The organism is Novosphingobium sp. TH158 (assembly GCF_002855555.1).
Classification (GTDB): Bacteria; Pseudomonadota; Alphaproteobacteria; order Sphingomonadales; family Sphingomonadaceae; genus Novosphingobium.
Window position 1 is genome coordinate 210,239 of the sequence record NZ_PKRT01000002.1, and the last position, 16,650, is coordinate 226,888.

A 16,650-nucleotide genomic window follows, 5' to 3' on the forward strand; every position below is an offset into this window, starting at 1 on the left:
CCATGAGCAACCTGTTCAATCGCACGGCAGCAGCCGCACTCGCCCTCGCACTCGGCTCGGCCGGCCTTTCGGGCTGCACCAGCTCCGGCGTTCCGGTGAACCGCAGCCTCGACAGCGTCCACCAGCCGGTGGTGCAGCGGACCAACTATACGATGGACCTGACGGCTTCGGGCGGCGGCCTTGCCCCTTCCGAACAGCGCCGCCTGTCCGGCTGGTTCGAAGCGCTCGACCTGCGCTATGGCGACAAGATCACCATCGATGATCCCACCAGTTCGAGCGCCAACCGCGCTTCGGTGGAAGCCGTTGTGGCACGTTATGGCATGCTGCTTGCCGGCGAGGCCCCGGCGACCCCGGGCTACGTCAATCCCGGCACCGTCCGCGTCGTCGTCTCGCGTTCCACCGCATCGGTTCGTGGCTGCCCGGACTGGGGCACCAAGTCGGACACCAACATGCACAACGCCACGGCCAGCGGCTATGGCTGCGCGATCAACGGCAACCTCGCCGCCATGGTCGCCAACCCCGAAGACCTCATCAAGGGCTCGACCAACGCTGGCGGCACCACCGTCATGAGCTCGAACAAGGCCATCGACACGTACCGCGAGGCGAAGCCGACCGGCAACGGCGGCACGACCGTCAAGCAGCAGTCCAGCAAGGAGGGCAACTAAGCCATGAACGCTCCCTGGAAAGCATCCATACCGGGCAACCGCGATCCCTTTGCCGCATTCCTGTGCGACGAGGCAGCGCTGGAAGTGCTGCGCCCGGTCGTGATCGAAATGGGCTGGCAGCCCGAGAAGTGCAACAAGGGTGGCCTGCGTAACGCCGTCCAGTCGCTCTCGATCACGGCCAGCCCCAACATCCTGATGGTCGACCTGTCGGAAAGCGGCGACCCGTTGAACGACATCAACGCGCTGGCCGAGGTTTGCGAACCCGGTACGGTGGTGATCGCGGTCGGCCAGGTCAACGACGTGCGGCTCTATCGCGACCTCGTTGCCAGCGGCATTCACGATTACCTGCTGAAGCCGCTGCAGCCCGGCCAGATCCGCGATGCGCTGGTTCAGGCCCAAGCCGTGTTCTCGCAGCCGCGCCATGCCGAAGGTTCGGCCGCCAAGCGCCACATCTCGACGGCGGTTGTCGGCACCCGCGGCGGCGTGGGCGCCTCGCTGCTTGCAACGTCCCTTTCGTGGCTGTTCTCGACCGATCACAAGATGCCGACGGCGCTGCTCGATCTTGACGTGCACTTCGGCACTGGCGCGCTGAGCCTCGATCTCGAGCCGGGCCGCGGGCTGACCGACGCGATCGAGAACCCGAGCCGCATCGACGGCCTGTTCATCGAACGCGCCATGATCCGCGCCAACGACAACCTGTCGATCCTTTCGGCAGAAGCGCCGATCAACTCGCCGCTGATGACCGACGGCACGGCCTTCATCCAGCTGGAGGAAGAATTCCGGCAGGCCTTCGAGATGACGGTGATCGACCTGCCGCGCAACATGCTGATCAACTTCCCGCACCTGATGGCAGACGTGAACGTCTTGATCCTCGCGACCGAGTTCACCCTGGCTTCGGCGCGCGACGCGATCCGCATCCTTTCGTGGCTCAAGGCCAATGCCGCCCACGCGCAGACCATCGTCGTGGCCAACAAGGTGCAGACCGGGGCGCAGGAGATCAGCCGCGCTGACTTCGAAGCCTCGATCGAGCGAAAGGTGAACTTCGCCATTCCGTTCGACCTGAAGGGCGCAGCCAACGCCGCGAAGCTGGGCCAGACCTTTGCCGAAGCGAACCGGACCACCAAGGCCGGCGCAGTCGTGCGCGATGTCGCCAGCCACATCCTGGGCGTGGGCGATGCCGAAGAGGCACCGGTTACGGGCAAGGAAAAGAAGAGCCTGCTTGGCAAGTTCGATCTCAAGTCGATCCTTGCCAAGAAGGAAAAGGGCAAGGTGAAGGAGAAGGCCCCGGCGTGATCCGGGCCTTCGCTTCCGGCCGGCAATCGTCCGGCCTCGTGTTTGAAAAGGCGGAGTAAAGGCGCATGAGCCTGCTGCAACTTTTGCTGATCGCCTGCGGCCTGATGGCCATGATGGTGCTTGGCTGGTCGGCACTGTCCGGCCCCAATCCGGCCAAGGAAAGCGCGCGCCGGCTGCAATCCGTGCGCTATCGCCATTCCGAAAGCACGACCGACCGGGTCGAGGCGCAGATGCGCAAGGCCATCGCCTCGCGCAAGCCGAAGATGCACAAGATCGCCGGTTCGGGATCGCGCATCGAGGCGCTGGCCCTGCGCCTGCACCGCACTGGCATGCCGTGGACGCTGCAGCAGTATTTTTACGCTTCGCTGGGCCTGGCCCTGGTCGTCACGGTGGTGGTCTATCTCAAGTCGCACGCCGCCATGCTCTCGCTTGGTGCCGGCCTGCTGCTGGGCGCCGGCCTGCCGCACATGGTCGTCGGCTTCATGATCAGCCGCCGCATCAATTCTTTCATCTCCAAGTTCCCCGACGGCATCGAACTGATCGTCCGCGGCCTGCGCTCGGGCCTTCCGGTGACCGAGACGCTGGCGGTGATCTCGGGCGAAATCCCCGGCCCGGTGGGCGAGGAATTCAAGCTCATCACCGAGCGTATCCGCATCGGCAAGACCATGGAGGATGCCCTCCAGGAAACCGCCGACCGCCTGGGCATCCCCGAGTTCCAGTTCTTCTGCATCACCCTTGCCATCCAGCGCGAGACCGGCGGCAACCTCGCCGAGACGCTCTCGAACCTGGCCGACGTGCTGCGCAAGCGCGCCCAGATGAAGCTGAAGATCAAGGCGATGAGCTCGGAATCCAAGGCTTCTGCCTACATCGTCGGCTCGCTGCCCTTCGTGGTCTTCACCCTGCTGTGGTGGATCAACCCCGACTACATCGGCAAGTTCTTCGCCGACGAGCGCCTGATGGTCGCCGGCCTGGGTGGCCTGGTGTGGATGGGCATCGGCGTGGGCATCATGGCCAAGATGGTCAGCTTCGAAATCTGAGCGAGGAAAGACGGCAACCATGTTGAAAACCCCGCCCGGACCCACAATCCTCGGCATCGACGTCATCTGGGTCGGTTCGATCCTGATGGCTGTCGCCGCGCTGGCCATGATCTTCGCGATCTATTCGGCCGTGACGATCCGCGATCCCATGGCCAAGCGCGTGAAGGCGCTGAACGAGCGGCGCGAGCAGCTCAAGGCCGGCATCGTCAAGGACACGTCCAAGCGCCGCCAGAGCCTGGTTCGCAAGAACCAGACGACCGAGAAGATGAAGGACACGCTGGACAAGCTGAAGGTCCTTCAGGACAGCCAGGTCCAGATCATCCAGCAGAAACTGGCGCAGGCCGGTATCCGCAAGAAGGAATGGGCCGTCGCGGTCATCTTCGCGCGCATGGTGCTGCCGATCGTGTTCGGCACGGCCGCGGCGCTGACCGTCTATGTTTTCAACGCCTTTCCGGACTGGACTCCGATCAAGAAGCTTGCCTTCTTCGCCGGTGCCCTGGGCCTTGGTTACAAGGGGCCGGAAATCTACCTGAAGAACATCATCCAGAAGCGCACCGACAAGATCCGCAAGGGCCTTCCCGATGCGCTCGACCTGCTCGTGATCTGCGCCGAGGCCGGTCTTACCGTGGACGCCGCATTCGGCCGTGTGGCCCGCGAACTGGGCCGCGCCTATCCCGAGCTGGGTGACGAGTTCACGCTGACCTCGATCGAGCTTTCGTTCCTTACCGAACGCCGCATGGCCTTTGAAAACCTCGCCTATCGCGTCGATCTCGACGCTGTGCGCGGGGTGGTAACGACGATGATCCAGACCGAGCGCTACGGCACCCCGCTGGCATCGGCGCTGCGCGTGCTCTCGGCCGAATTCCGCAACGAGCGCATGATGCGCGCCGAGGAAAAGGCAGCCCGCCTGCCCGCGATCATGACCGTGCCGCTGATCCTGTTCATTCTGCCGGTGCTGTTCATCGTCATCATCGGTCCGGCCGGCTGCGCCCTTATGGACGGCTTCAAGGGCCAGAACGGCGGATAAACTTTCGTCCGGGTCCGGAAGAAACGAGGGGCGGCTCCAAACGGGCCGCCCCTTTTCGCATCACGCGCAAACGCTGATCAGGCGAGCGGGACCACTTCCTGCTCGATCGCCCCGAAAATCGAATGGCCGGCAGCGTCGCGCATGTCGATCCGCACCCGGTCGCCATGGTGCATGAAGGGGGTCTTCGCCTCGCCAGTCAGGATGGTTTCGACCATGCGCTGTTCGGCAATGCACGAATAGCCGCGCCCGCCTTCGCTCACCGGCCGGCCGGGCGAACCATCGGCATCCCGGTTGGAAACCGTGCCCGATCCGATAATCGATCCCGCCCCCAGGTTCCGTGTCCTGGCGAGGTGGGCAATGAGCGTGCCGAAATCGAACGTCATCTCCTGCCCGGCATCGGCGCGGCCAAAAGGTTCGCCATTCAGATCGACCATCAAAACGCCCGAGAGCTTACCGTCCTTCCAGCCATCGCCAAGTTCATCGGGCGTAACGAATACCGGCGAAAACGCCGTCGCGGGCTTGGACTGGACGAAGCCGAAACCCTTGGCCAGTTCGCCGGGGATGAGGTTACGCAACGACACGTCGTTGACGAGCCCGACAAGCCGGACGGCTGCCAGCCCCTCCTCACGCGAGGCACCCTGCGGCAGGTCGCCGGTGACCACGCAGACCTCTGCCTCCATGTCACAGCCCCAGGCTTCGTCAGCAAGGACGATCGGGGAACGCGCGCCGCGAAGGTCATCGCTGCCGCCCTGGTACATCAGCGGATCGTGCCAGAAGCTGTCCGGAAGTTCCGCGCCGCGCGCCTTGCGCACCAGCACCACGTGATTGACATAGGCCGAACCATCGGCCCACTGGTAAGCGCGCGGCAACGGGGCAAGCGCCTCACGCTCGTGGAAACGCTCGCGCGGCACCGATCCGTGCGCAAGGTTTTCCGCAAGGGCGCGCAGCTGCGGCTCGAACCGCTCCCAGTCATCCAGCGCCGATTGCAGCGTGGCGGTTACGGTTGAGGCATCTGCATACCATGCAAGATCGGGCGAAACGACGACAAGCCGGCCATCGCGGCCCCCGGGCAGGCTGGCAAGTTTCATGCCTTCGGCCCCCTGTCGATCGCCACGACGCCATCGCGAATGCGGGCCAGCAACGCCTTCAGCGCCTCCTGTTCCCTGGGTTCGATATCGGCGAAGATGCGCTCGAAGATGTGGTAGGTCATCGGCATGACCTCGCTGTAGAGCTTGCGCCCCTCTTCCGTCAGTTCAAGGTGGTGTGAGCGGCCATCGCGCTGGTTGGGACTGCGCTCTACCAGGCCGCGCTCTTCAAGGACCTTGCAGGCGCGGTTGATGGCAACCTTGTCCATCACGGTGGATTGCACCATCTCGCGCTGGGTCATCGAACCGCCATCTCCCAACACGGCCATCACCCGCCATTCGGGGATGCGAAGGCCGAAGCGGACGCGATAATCGTCGGCTATTCGGCCGCTGACCGCGTTCGAGGTGATTGCCAGCAGGTATGGCAGGAAGTCGGTGAGCGGCGGAATTGGTCTGGCCATAGTGAAACTATTTCTAATGCAACCGGTTTGTCACGCAAGGGGATTCACGCAGGACGGATCGCCTCGGGCGCAGCCTGCGCCACGGCATCGATCGCCCGCATGGCGGCATCTATTCGCACCAGCCGGGGAAAGGCTTCCAGATCAAGCTTGTAGCGTCTGGCATTGTACAGTTGCGGCACCAGGAATACGTCCGCCAGTCCCGGACCGGCGCCACCAAGGAACCCCTCTACCGGTGCCTGCGCTTCCAGGGCGGCCACCCCTTCGCCGATCCAGTGGCGAATCCACGTTTCCACCGCTGCATCGTCCGCACCGAAATTGGCCCGCAGGTATTTCAGGACGCGCAGGTTCTGCAATGGCTGGACATCGGCCGCAATAATCTGGGTCAGCGCCAGCATTTGCGCGCGCTCAAGCGGATCGGCGGGGATCAGCCGGGGTTCGGGGAAGCGGCTGTCCAGCCAGTCGATAATCGCCAGGGACTGGGTAAGAACCTGTCCGTTCACTTCAAGCGCGGGCACCAGCCGTTGCGGATTGACCGTTGCATAGTCATCGCTGCGCTGCTCGCCAGCCAGCAGGTCAACCTCGACTCCGCGATAGTCCACGCCCTTGAGGTTCAGCGCGATCCGCACGCGATAGGCGGAAGATGACCGCCAGTAATCGTGCAGGACCAGTTCCGTCATCTCAGCACCCTTCCCGCCACGGCATCAAGCATGGCGACGAGCTTACCATCGCGAGCCGCGGGCGCCGTGACGACTGCCCCGTCAAGCGCCGTGTCAACCGCGCTGGGCGTCCGCTGTTCCGGCAGGGCCTCGACAAGCTTGCGCACGGCCTCGCGCGCAAGGGCGGCGTTGGCTTTCATCACGGCGAAAACCTCTGCCGCGCCCACCGCCTCGCCTTCGCGCCAGCAGTCATAGTCCGTAACCATGCCGAGCAGGGCATAGGGCAGTTCCGCCTCGCGGGCGAGGCGCACCTCGGGCATGGCGGTCATGCCGATCACGTGCGCACCCCATTGGCGGTACAGGGCGCTTTCGGCGCGAGTGGAGAATTGCGGTCCTTCGATGGTCACATAGCAGCCACCACGGTGCACTCTGCCGCCGGCCGCCTCTGCGGCATCTGCGGCGAGGCTCGAAAGCCGCGCGCAGACCGGATCCGCCAGCGAGACATGGGCAACCAGCCCCTCGCCGAAGAAGCTGCCTTTCCGGCCCTGCGTGCGGTCGATGAACTGGTCCACGGCAACGAAATGGCCGGGCGCCATGTCCTCATGCAGCGATCCGATGGCGGACAGTGCCAGCACGTCGGTCACGCCGCAGCGCTTCAGGACGTCGATATTGGCGCGATAATCGACTGCGGAGGGGGGCAGCCGATGGCCCTTCCCATGCCGCGCCAGGAAAGTGACCCGCCGTCCGGCAAGGCGGCCAGTAACGACGGGTCCGGAAGGTTTGCCAAAGGGGGAGGAAACCGGAATCTCCTGGGCGTCTTCAAGGTCCAGACCTTCGGCAAGGCCCGATCCGCCAATGACGCCGATATGCCAGTTCATCTTTGCACCAGGATCCCGGCCACGACGAAATCGTTGAGGTGGGTGCGATAGCGGTCCCGCAATGCCTCGTCGAGAACGTCGGTATCCGAACAGTACTTGAGCACCAGCCGGGCGGAAAAGAAGCGGTCGGCCGCGCCGATGACGGTGAAGTAGAACAGCTGCGGATCGACCGGACGGAACACGCCGGCGGCAACGCCCTCGCCGATCAGCTTTTCATAGGCATCGAGCAGCGGCCTGATCGTGGAATCCGCCAGCTTCTGGGCCTCGTCTGGTGCGCTTTCGCGGATCAGGCGCATCAGCAGGCGGTGGGTGTAGGGCGTGCGGAAGAAGTTATCGACCACGCCTTCCATGTGGATGCGCAGTTTGGTTTCGGGATCGAGATCCTTGCGCAGCAAGGCATCGACCGATTTGACGATGGCGACCCATTCGCGCTCGATCAGCGCCTTGAGCAGCCCCGCCTTGTTGCCGAAGTAATATTTGACCAGCGCCGAATTGAGGCCCGACTGCCGCGACAGGTCGGACAGCGAGATATCGACGATGTCGCCTTCGCGCATGATGGCGGAAGCCGTGTCGAGAAGCTGCGTGCGCGCACCCGCGGATGCGGCCAGTTCGCTCTTCTCGACCACGGCGTCCACCCGGAGCTCTTACTTCGGGCCCATGCGAATGCCGCCGTCCATGCGGACGTGTTCGGCATTGATGTAATCGTGCTCGATCAGGAACAGCGCGGTCTTGGCATATTCCTCCGGCTTGCCGAGGCGCTTGGGGAACGGCACTGCCGCCGCAAGCGCGATCTGCGCCGGTTCGGGCAGGCTCTTCATCATCGGGGTTTCGAAGATGCCGGGCAGGATCGTATTGACCCGCACGCCTTCGTTCATCAGGTCGCGCGCGATGGGCAGGGTCATGCCGAGCACGCCAGCCTTCGATGCGGTGTAGGCCGCCTGGCCGATCTGGCCATCCTGCGCCGCAACCGAAGCCGTATTGATGATCACGCCACGCTGGCCATCGGCATCGATCGGATCGGCGGTCAGCACGCCTTCGGTGAACTTGGCGATGCAGCGGAAGGTGCCGATGAGGTTGATGCCGATCACCTTCTCGAACGAATCCATCGGATAAGGCTTCACCGCGCCGGTTTCGCGATCACGGCCGACCGTCTTGATGGCGGTGGCGATGCCCGCGCAGTTGACCAGCACGCGTTCCTGTCCGTTGGCCGCACGGGCCTTGGCGAAACCGTCGACAACGCTCTGTTCGTCGGCAACGTTGACCTGGCAGAACACGCCGCCGATCTCGGCAGCGATTGCCTCGCCACGCTCGGCGTTCATGTCGAAAATGGCAACCTTCACGCCCTTGGCGGCAAGCGCCCGGGCAGTAGCTTCGCCGAGGCCGGAAGCGCCGCCGGTGACAACGGCGGAAATGGACGAATCGAGTTTCATTGGATCCCTCTTCATAGCCGCCTGCCAGGCGGATTAAGCGGCCAGTTAAGTCAGCCGGGGCAGAACGGTCAACCGGCAGGTGGCAGGTTAGCCACTTCCCGCTGCGGCGATCCACCTGGCTCAAAAGAAAACAGCCCCGCCGAAACGACGGGGCTGCTTCAATGCCTTGGTCAGGCGACCTGGATCAGAACTTCTTCTCAAGCGTGAAGAAGAACTCACGGCCATCATAGTCATAGCCGTTACCGATCGCGGTGTTGCCAATCGCGAGCACTTCGCTCGAGTCCACCAGCGGCGGACGCGTGTTGAAGATGTTGCTCACACCGACGCGAGCCGTCCACGAGTCGCTGCGGTAACGCAGCGAAGCGGTGTGGAGGAACTGGCGCTTGGCAAAACCGACGTCGCGGCAGAACACGTTGTCGCCAGGGACACGGCCGTTCGCGGTGAAGGTCTGGGTCGAGCTGCTGTAGGTACCCGAACCGTTGCCGAGGCAGGTATCGCCAGTCACACCGGTGGGACGCCCGTCCGGACCGCGACCGAAGACGTCGCTGAACGGATCGACGCCGTCCGGATCCTGGGCAACCGGGCCGATGTAGCGCGTTTCCCAGGTGAAGCGGAACTTGTCGATATCGGCGGTGAAGGTGGCGCGACCGGTCCACTTGGGCAGGCCGAACTCGCCAGCGTCGTCGTCGTAGGTTTCGACACCTACGTCATCCACGAAGGTATCGCTGCGCTCGATCAGGTGGTTGGCGCGCAGGTTCAGGCCGAGATCGATGTTCTTGCCGAACAGCTCGACTTCCTTCGAGAGCGAGGCGTTGATGTCGATACCGCGGACCCGTTCCTTGTTCAGGTTGATGAAGCCCGAGTTCAGTTCCGAGATCAGGAAGCGGCCGGCTGCGGTCGGATCAGTGACGATACGATCGCAGAACGGGCTGCGCTGACCATCATCGCGCGTGTAGCAGTCATTGATGATGAACTGCGACGACGGCTCGATGATCGAGTCCTTCAGCTTGATGTCGTAGTAGTTGAAGCCAACCGCCACGTCGAAGCCGTTGCCGAAGGTTTCCTCGAAAGCGAAACCGGCAGTCAGCGAGTTCGACGTTTCCGGCTTGATATCGAGGGTACCGCCGGTGGTGATTTCCACGCTGGAGGACTGGATGGTATTCAGGTTCTGCGGATCAATGCCGACGCGGGTCGGATCGCGGCCTTCACGACGGCAGTTGTCCAGCGTGGTCTGCTCGCGGGTATCGAGCGAGGCGTTGTAGACGTTGCCCACGAAGGCATCGGTCGGCACCGCGCAGGGATCGAACAGCGTGTTGAAGCCCGACTGACCCAGCAGGAAGTTCTCGCGCAGGTTCGGTGCACGGAACGAGCTGCCGTAGCTGAACTTCAGGCGCAGCTGGTTGATCGGCCGCCAGGTGGCCTTGATCGAGTAGGTGCCGTTGGTGCCGTAGAACTGGTCGTCCGTCAGGCGTCCCGAAACGTTGAAGTTAAGCTCGCGGATACCCGGAACGTCGGCGATCAGCGGAATATCGAGTTCGGCGAAGGCTTCCTTGGTGTTCTTGGCACCGACCGCGCCCGAATCCTGGAAGAAGCCGAAGAACAGGCCGTTCTTCGCGATATCGTCCGGACGCGAGTCGATCTTGTCGCGGCGCCATTCGGCACCGAGCACCACGCCGACATCGCCGGCAGGAAGCTTGAACAGGTCACCGGTGACGAAGCCCGAAAGCAGCGTCTGTTCGTAGACCGTGTTGAACACGCGGGTGCCGAACAGGTAGTTGCGTTCCGCCTGGGTGGCGAAGTCGCCGATTGCCGAGCCAAGCAGGCTGCCGGCAAGCATGTTCACGGGAACGCAGCCCTGTGCCAGGTCGGCCATGGCCTTGCTGGGATTGGCGAGGCCGGCGACGTTGCAGACGCCGATGACCTGGGTGTCGCCAAAGCGGGCATAGGGTTCGAAGTTCGGATCGTAATCGTCGGCGATGCCGTCGCCGTTGTTATCGACGATACCGTCACCGTTGTAATCCGCGGTGGGATCCATGCCGAGCGCCAGGGCCAGCTTGTCCTCGCGGATACCGTAGCGAACCGAACGACCGACCGCACGCGAATAGGTGCCGGCAAGTTCGAAGCTCCAGCTCGGCGCGATGAACGGCAGGTTGCCGCGCAGGCCAAGGACGCCACGGTACTGCTCCTGCTTCACGTCGGTGCCGTTGCGATCGCCGCGAACCGCGACGATCGGCTGCACGGGCAGCGAGAAGCCGGTCGAGAGACCGCGGTTGTTCAGCGTGTTGTCCGCAGCGCGGCAGTCAACGCCCGAACCGCCGTGCTGGGTACGGAAGCAGGGGTTGAACGGGTTGATGTCCGGCAGGTACGGGAACAGCTGCGGTGTGCCGGTATTGTCAGCAAAGATTTCTGCGCGGCTGTAGTTCGCCTCGAAGAAGGTGGTGAGGTTCGCTTCGCCCGGGAAGGTGTACTCACCCACCGCCATGACGTTGAACAGCTTCTGCTGGCTCAGGAAGACCTGGTCGAGGTCAGCCGCATTGGTGTTCACGTCCTGGAAGTCGACGTCGCGCTTGCCATCGCCATTGAGGTCGAGGTCGCGACCGGCGGCGTTGGTCGATTCCGAGAAGTTCGGAATGGCCAGGTTGGCTGCCGAACCGGGCTTGTAATAGACCGAACCCAGGTTGGTCAGCGGGATGAAGATACGGCCGCTGATGCCGGTGACCTTGCACTCGCTTTCCTTCACCGTCACGCCAGGGGTGCGGTTGCGCACTGCGGCATTGTCGGCGAGGCCAAGCGTGCGGATTTCGCCGGTGTTGGTGATTTCGTAGTTACGGTCGCAGCCGCTGAAGAAATCGCGGTCGTTCAGGCGGACGGTATCGCGATAGTCGTATTCCGCGCCGATACCGATGAAGCCGTTGTTGAAGTTCTTACCCCAGGAACCGCTGATCGTGTAGTCGTCGCCGCCACCCTGCGGGTTGGCATTGCCACGGGCGAACAGCTCAAGCCCGTTGAAACGCTTCTTGAGGATGACGTTGCCGACGCCAGCGATAGCGTCCGAACCATAGACCGACGATGCACCGTCAAGCAGCAGTTCGTAACGTTCGATCAGCGAACCCGGCAGCAGGTTGAGCGACGGATTGGTCGGCGCGCCTTCCACGCCGGCCGGTGCCATGCGGCGACCGTTGATCAGCAGCAGGGTACGGTCGGCACCGAGGCCGCGCAGGTTGATGGTGGTCGAACCCGGACCGTTGTTCAGCACGAAGCCGCCGAAGGTGGCGTCGATCTGCTGGCCGGCCGAAGCTTCGGAGCGCTGGAGGATCTGGGTCGGGTCAAACTGGCCCACGTCCTGCGTCGCGTCGGTTTCGAGAACCTGCAGCGGCGAAGGGCTGGAATAGGTGTCGCGCTTGATGCGCGAACCGGTGACGAGGATTTCGCCGTTCGCACAACCATCGGGCAGAGTGCCATCGGCTTGCGGCGTGCAGTCCGGTTCCTGGCTTTGCGCTGGCGCCTGAGCGGCGGCATCCTGTGCCCAGCCGGGCGTCGCAACAAGCATGGCAATGGCGGAGGCGGAAAAAGCCAGCGCCTTCACAGAAGAAGTACGAATAGTCCCCATGACAACTCCAGTCACAAATCACGGGACTGGAAAACGGACAGATCGAAGTTCTCGCGCCCCGTGCGCAAACCCGCTCAACCGTTTTGCTAGGTATCCAGCCCCTGTTGATTCCGCCAACCTGCAATAGCCCTAGGGGCTTGTCAAAGCCGGGAATGCGACTTTAGCGCCCGATATAGTACCAAATGACACTTTTTTGGCAGCTGTGGCCTGAATCACACAGGGAGGGGCACGGATCGCTCCGGCACCCCTCCCTGCAGAGGTTTTTCGGGGGTCAGGCGACAGCTATGGACAGCGCCCCGTCACCCTCGTCGATCGTCACGGTCGCACCATCGGGAATCTCGCCGCCCAGCAGCTTTTCGGCCAGCGGATCCTGCAGGTAGCGCTGAACCGCGCGCTTGAGCGGGCGGGCGCCATAGACCGGATCATAACCCACCCGGCCCAGCCAGCGCTTGGCAGCATCGCTGAGATCCAGCGTGATCTTGCGATCCTTGAGCAGCTTCGCCACCCGTGCCACCTGGATCTCCACGATCGGCGCCATGTGTTCCTGGCCAAGGCGATGGAACAGGATGATCTCGTCCAGACGGTTGAGGAATTCGGGGCGGAAGTGGCCGCGCACGATTTCCATCACCTGCGGCTCGACGCTCTCGACTGACTGACCATCCTCGAGGTTGGCGAGGTATTGGCTGCCGAGGTTCGAGGTCAGGATGATCAGCGTGTTGGTAAAGTCCACCACGCGGCCTTGTCCATCGGTCAGGCGGCCATCGTCGAGCACCTGCAGCAGCACGTTGAACACGTCCGCATGGGCCTTTTCCACCTCGTCGAACAGCACGACCTGATAGGGCCGCCGCCGCACGGCTTCGGTCAGCACGCCGCCCTCGTCATAGCCGACATAGCCCGGAGGCGCGCCGATCAGGCGGCTGACCGAGTGCTTCTCCATGAATTCCGACATGTCGATGCGGACCATGGCGCTGTCATCGTCGAACAGGAAACCGGCCAGGGCCTTGGTCAGTTCGGTCTTGCCGACGCCCGTGGGCCCGAGGAACAGGAACGAGCCGAGCGGACGGTTGGGGTCCTGCAGCCCGGCACGGGCGCGCCGCACAGCCTTGGAAACGGCGACAACCGCGTCGTGCTGGCCGATCACCCGCTTGCCGATGACCTCTTCCATCTTGAGCAGCTTTTCGCGCTCGCCCTCCATCATCTTGTCGACGGGGACGCCAGTCCAGCGGCTGACGACAGAGGCAATGTCCTCCGCCGTCACTTCCTCGCGCAACAAGGCATTGTCGGACTGCCCGGCCGCCTCGGCGAGTTGCTTTTCCAGCGCCGGGATCGTGCCGTAGGAAAGCTCGCCCGCTTTCGCGAGGTCGCCGGTCCGCTGGGCCTGCTCCAGCTCGATGCGCGCGGCATCCAGCTGTTCCTTGATCTTTCCCTCGGCTGCGATCTTGTCGCGCTCGTTCTGCCAGCGGGTGGTCAGCTCGGCGGACTGCTGCTCAAGGTTGGCCAGTTCATCGCGCAGCGCCGCCAGCCGGTCCTTGCTCGGCTGGTCGGTCTCCTTGGCAAGCGCCATTTCCTCGATCTTGAGCTGGATGATGCGCCGGTCGAGCCCCTCGATCTCCTCGGGCTTGCTTTCCACCTCCATGCGGATTCGGCTGGCCGCCTCGTCCATAAGGTCGATCGCCTTGTCCGGGAGGAAGCGGTCGGAGATGTAGCGGTTGGAAAGCGTCGCGGCGGCAACGATGGCATTATCGGCAATGCGCACGCCGTGGTGCACCTCGTACTTGTCCTTGATGCCGCGCAGGATCGAGATCGTGTCCTCGACCGTCGGTTCACCGACAAACACCGGCTGGAAACGACGCTGAAGCGCCGGGTCCTTCTCGACATACTTCTGGTATTCGTCGAGCGTGGTCGCGCCGATGCAGTGCAGTTCGCCGCGGGCCAGTGCGGGCTTCAGCAGGTTGCCTGCGTCCATCGCGCCCTCGCTCTTGCCGGCACCGATCAGCGTATGCATCTCGTCGATGAACAGGATGATGTCGCCTTCGGCGCCCTTCACCTCGTCAAGCACCGACTTGAGCCGTTCCTCGAACTCGCCGCGATACTTGGCCCCGGCAATCAGCGCGCCCATGTCGAGCGCCATCAGGCGGCGGTCCTTCAGGCTGTCGGGCACGTCGCCATTGGCGATGCGCAGCGCAAGGCCCTCGGCGATGGCCGTCTTGCCGACGCCAGGCTCGCCGATCAGCGCCGGGTTGTTCTTGGTGCGGCGGGCGAGGATCTGCACGGTGCGGCGGATTTCCTCGTCGCGACCGATCACCGGGTCGAGCTTGCCGTCACGCGCCGCTTGCGTCAGGTCGCGGGCGAACTTCTCGAGCGCCTGGTAAGTGTCTTCCGAAGAAGCCGAGTCGGCCTTCTTGCCGCCGCGCAGCGCGGTGATCGCTGCCTCCAGCCCTTGCGGCGTCAGCCCGGCAGCCTTCAGCGCCTGCCCTGCCGCCGTAGTGGTCGCCAGCGCCAGGCCCAGCAGCATGCGCTCGACCGTGACATAGCTGTCGCCGGACTTGGTCGCGGCCTGTTCGGCCTGATCGAGCACGCGCACCAGATCGTTGTCGATGCCGGGCGATTGCTGCGCGCCGGAACCGGTCACGCCCGCGATCTTGCCCAGCGCCTTGTCGGTTTCGGCAAGGGCGGTCCGGGCATCGCCCCCGGCACGCTGGATCAGGCCGGAGGCCATGCCTTCGGAATCTTCCAGCAAGGCCTTCAGCAGGTGTTCAGGTGAAATGCGCTGATGGTTGAGACGGATGGCAACCGTCTGTGCCGATTGGAGAAATCCCTTGGCGCGATCGGTAAACTTTTCGAGGTTCATGGGTGTATCAGCCTCCTGTTACACCGAGAGATAGTGTGGCATTGTGGCAACACAAGAGGGTGTAGCAGGCAAAATGCATAGCGGCATTGAGGCTGGTCAACTCGGCTGGCGCAATGCAGGCTCATTGCCGGGACACAGGAAGGGGACAATCATGCGACTGACACGGTTTGCGCTTCTGGCCGGAATGGCCCTGCTACCCGCCAGCGCTCCGGCGCAGAACGCGGCCCAGCCCGCCCGGTCGGCACAGGGCGATGTCTCGGTCACCATCTACAACAATAACCTCGCGCTGGTGCAGGACGTGCGGCAGGTTTCGCTGCCCAATGGCCGCAGCCGGCAGGAATTTCCCGACGTTTCCGCCATGATCCGGGCCGAGACGGTGACGCTTTCCGGCGAGGGCTTCGGCATTGTCGAACAGAACTTCGACTATGACCTGCTTACCCCCGCCGCGCTGATGGAAAAAGCCGTGGGCCAGACGATTACGCTGGTCCGCACTAATCCCGCAACCGGGGCGGAAACCCGCGAGCGGGCGCAGGTGATGGCGGCAAACGGCGGCGTCGTGCTCAAGATCGGTGAACGGATCGAGGTGCTGCGTGACGATGGCCTGCCGGTGCGGGTGATCTTCGATGCCATCCCGCCCAACCTGCGCGCCCGCCCGACCCTTTCGGTGACGATGGATGCCAAGTCTGCCGGTCCGCGACCGCTGACCCTTTCCTACCTGACCCCCGGAATGAGCTGGAAAGCCGATTACGTAACGCTGTTCGATGAGAAGGCCGGCAAGATCGACGTCCAGGGCTGGGTCACGCTGACCAACAATACCGGCACCACCTTTACCAATGCCAATGTGCTGATGGTCGCGGGGTCGGTCGGCCAGGTCAACCAGTATGGCGGGTATAACGGTGGTTACAACCCGCGCCCCGTTCCGCGCGGCAACCGCCCCGGCAGCGAAAGCGGGGGGCAGCAGATGGGCGATTTCCATGTCTACCCCATCGCTGGCCGCACCACGATCGCCAATGCCCAGACCAAGCAGGTCAGCTTCCTCGACGTATCGGGCGTACCCGCGCGCAAGGGCTATGAATATACCAACGAATGGATGGGCGCCGAAGGAGAGGCGGTAAGCGCCAGTTCGATCCTCAAGTTTTCGAATGCCCGCTCCGGCGGCGTCGGCGCGGCGCTTCCGGCAGGAACGGTGCGTGTCTACATGCGCGATTCGAAGGGACAGGCGCAGTTCATCGGCGAAAGCGGGATCGACCACACACCCGGCGGCTCGAACCTGGCGCTGCGTACCGGCGAAGCCTTTGACGTGAAGGTCCAGCCCGTGGTCGAAAAGCGCGAGGAAATCACGCTCGACGAATGGGAGAAGTTCGCGCGCTACAAGGTCACGTACCCCGACGGTACGGTGAAGGAAGTCGTCGCCGAACGACCGAAGAAATATTACCGCACACAGATGCGCTACATCGTCACCAACGCGCGCGACGTGCCGGTTACGGTTGATGTCGCCCAGTCGGGGCTTGGCCGCTGGTGGTGGTGGCGCGATGTGCGCGTACCGCAGGAATCGCTCCCCGGCGTGCAGGACAGTGCCGATACCCGCCGCTGGGAAGTGCCGGTGCCTGCCAACGGCAAGACCGAGCTCACGGTTACCTTCCTGACTCCCTGGTAA

The 16,650-nt window shown here is 63.7% G+C and carries 13 protein-coding genes; 5 read left to right on the top strand and 8 right to left on the bottom strand.

What is annotated here, in order from left to right:
- The first annotated feature begins 2 nt into the window (after positions 1-2).
- From C0V78_RS14075 to C0V78_RS14090, 4 genes are all read left to right on the top strand, one after another.
- The gene (locus C0V78_RS14075; protein ID WP_101798546.1) at positions 3-665 is read left to right on the top strand and encodes a CpaD family pilus assembly protein; all 663 of its coding nucleotides are present in this window, start codon (positions 3-5) and stop codon (positions 663-665) included.
- 3 nt (positions 666-668) lie between these two features.
- Positions 669-1,958 (top strand): pilus assembly protein CpaE, encoded by a 1,290-nt coding sequence (locus tag C0V78_RS14080; protein WP_101798547.1) that lies wholly within the window; start codon positions 669-671, stop codon positions 1,956-1,958.
- Positions 1,959-2,023: 65 nt separating this feature from the next.
- Complete coding sequence (locus tag C0V78_RS14085; protein WP_101798548.1) at positions 2,024-2,995, top strand: type II secretion system F family protein; 972 nt, start codon at positions 2,024-2,026, stop codon at positions 2,993-2,995.
- Between the two features lie 19 nt (positions 2,996-3,014).
- The gene (locus C0V78_RS14090) at positions 3,015-4,022 is read left to right on the top strand and encodes a type II secretion system F family protein (RefSeq protein ID WP_101798549.1); all 1,008 of its coding nucleotides are present in this window, start codon (positions 3,015-3,017) and stop codon (positions 4,020-4,022) included.
- A gap of 77 nt (positions 4,023-4,099) precedes the next feature.
- Here C0V78_RS14090 and C0V78_RS14095 read toward each other — a convergent pair whose 3' ends face one another.
- The 8 genes from C0V78_RS14095 to clpB all read right to left on the bottom strand — a co-directional run bounded on the left by C0V78_RS14095 (position 4,100) and on the right by clpB (position 14,993).
- The gene (locus tag C0V78_RS14095; protein ID WP_101798550.1) at positions 4,100-5,110 is read right to left on the bottom strand and encodes a fumarylacetoacetate hydrolase family protein; all 1,011 of its coding nucleotides are present in this window, start codon (positions 5,108-5,110) and stop codon (positions 4,100-4,102) included.
- Positions 5,107-5,568 (bottom strand): MarR family winged helix-turn-helix transcriptional regulator, encoded by a 462-nt coding sequence (locus C0V78_RS14100; RefSeq protein ID WP_101798551.1) that lies wholly within the window; start codon positions 5,566-5,568, stop codon positions 5,107-5,109. Before C0V78_RS14100 ends, C0V78_RS14095 begins: the two co-directional genes overlap by 4 nt.
- A 44-nt stretch (positions 5,569-5,612) precedes the next feature.
- Complete coding sequence (gene maiA / locus C0V78_RS14105; RefSeq protein WP_101798552.1) at positions 5,613-6,245, bottom strand: maleylacetoacetate isomerase; 633 nt, start codon at positions 6,243-6,245, stop codon at positions 5,613-5,615.
- Positions 6,242-7,102 carry an S-methyl-5'-thioadenosine phosphorylase gene (gene mtnP, locus C0V78_RS14110; protein WP_101798553.1) on the bottom strand — a complete coding sequence of 287 codons (861 nt, stop codon included), beginning with the start codon at positions 7,100-7,102 and terminating at the stop codon, positions 6,242-6,244. The genes maiA and mtnP overlap by 4 nt, the downstream gene beginning before the upstream one ends.
- Positions 7,099-7,737 carry a TetR family transcriptional regulator gene (locus C0V78_RS14115; protein WP_371514449.1) on the bottom strand — a complete coding sequence of 213 codons (639 nt, stop codon included), beginning with the start codon at positions 7,735-7,737 and terminating at the stop codon, positions 7,099-7,101. The genes mtnP and C0V78_RS14115 overlap by 4 nt, the downstream gene beginning before the upstream one ends.
- A 9-nt stretch (positions 7,738-7,746) precedes the next feature.
- Entirely contained in the window at positions 7,747-8,532 is a 786-nt protein-coding gene (locus C0V78_RS14120) for an SDR family NAD(P)-dependent oxidoreductase (RefSeq protein ID WP_101798554.1), read from the bottom strand.
- Between the two features lie 184 nt (positions 8,533-8,716).
- The gene (locus C0V78_RS14125; protein ID WP_101798555.1) at positions 8,717-12,142 is read right to left on the bottom strand and encodes a TonB-dependent receptor domain-containing protein; all 3,426 of its coding nucleotides are present in this window, start codon (positions 12,140-12,142) and stop codon (positions 8,717-8,719) included.
- A gap of 271 nt (positions 12,143-12,413) precedes the next feature.
- The gene (gene clpB / locus C0V78_RS14130; RefSeq protein ID WP_101798556.1) at positions 12,414-14,993 is read right to left on the bottom strand and encodes an ATP-dependent chaperone ClpB; all 2,580 of its coding nucleotides are present in this window, start codon (positions 14,991-14,993) and stop codon (positions 12,414-12,416) included.
- A gap of 184 nt (positions 14,994-15,177) precedes the next feature.
- Here clpB and C0V78_RS14135 point away from each other — a divergent pair, with 184 nt between their 5' ends.
- Positions 15,178-16,650: a DUF4139 domain-containing protein gene (locus C0V78_RS14135; protein WP_254049960.1), complete on the top strand. Its 1,473-nt coding sequence runs from the start codon at positions 15,178-15,180 to the stop codon at positions 16,648-16,650.

What these genes read in the sequence shown, in the direction of transcription:
- maiA (WP_101798552.1), bottom strand. Translation starts at nt 6,245, where the DNA reads ATGACGGAACTGGTCCTGCACGATTACTGGCGGTCATCTTCCGCCTAT.
- C0V78_RS14090 (WP_101798549.1), top strand. Translation starts at nt 3,015, where the DNA reads ATGTTGAAAACCCCGCCCGGACCCACAATCCTCGGCATCGACGTCATC.
- C0V78_RS14080 (WP_101798547.1), top strand. Translation starts at nt 669, where the DNA reads ATGAACGCTCCCTGGAAAGCATCCATACCGGGCAACCGCGATCCCTTT.
- C0V78_RS14125 (WP_101798555.1), bottom strand. Translation starts at nt 12,142, where the DNA reads ATGGGGACTATTCGTACTTCTTCTGTGAAGGCGCTGGCTTTTTCCGCC.
- C0V78_RS14095 (WP_101798550.1), bottom strand. Translation starts at nt 5,110, where the DNA reads ATGAAACTTGCCAGCCTGCCCGGGGGCCGCGATGGCCGGCTTGTCGTC.
- C0V78_RS14135 (WP_254049960.1), top strand. Translation starts at nt 15,178, where the DNA reads ATGGCCCTGCTACCCGCCAGCGCTCCGGCGCAGAACGCGGCCCAGCCC.
- C0V78_RS14120 (WP_101798554.1), bottom strand. Translation starts at nt 8,532, where the DNA reads ATGAAACTCGATTCGTCCATTTCCGCCGTTGTCACCGGCGGCGCTTCC.
- C0V78_RS14085 (WP_101798548.1), top strand. Translation starts at nt 2,024, where the DNA reads ATGAGCCTGCTGCAACTTTTGCTGATCGCCTGCGGCCTGATGGCCATG.
- mtnP (WP_101798553.1), bottom strand. Translation starts at nt 7,102, where the DNA reads ATGAACTGGCATATCGGCGTCATTGGCGGATCGGGCCTTGCCGAAGGT.
- clpB (WP_101798556.1), bottom strand. Translation starts at nt 14,993, where the DNA reads ATGAACCTCGAAAAGTTTACCGATCGCGCCAAGGGATTTCTCCAATCG.
- C0V78_RS14100 (WP_101798551.1), bottom strand. Translation starts at nt 5,568, where the DNA reads ATGGCCAGACCAATTCCGCCGCTCACCGACTTCCTGCCATACCTGCTG.
- C0V78_RS14075 (WP_101798546.1), top strand. Translation starts at nt 3, where the DNA reads ATGAGCAACCTGTTCAATCGCACGGCAGCAGCCGCACTCGCCCTCGCA.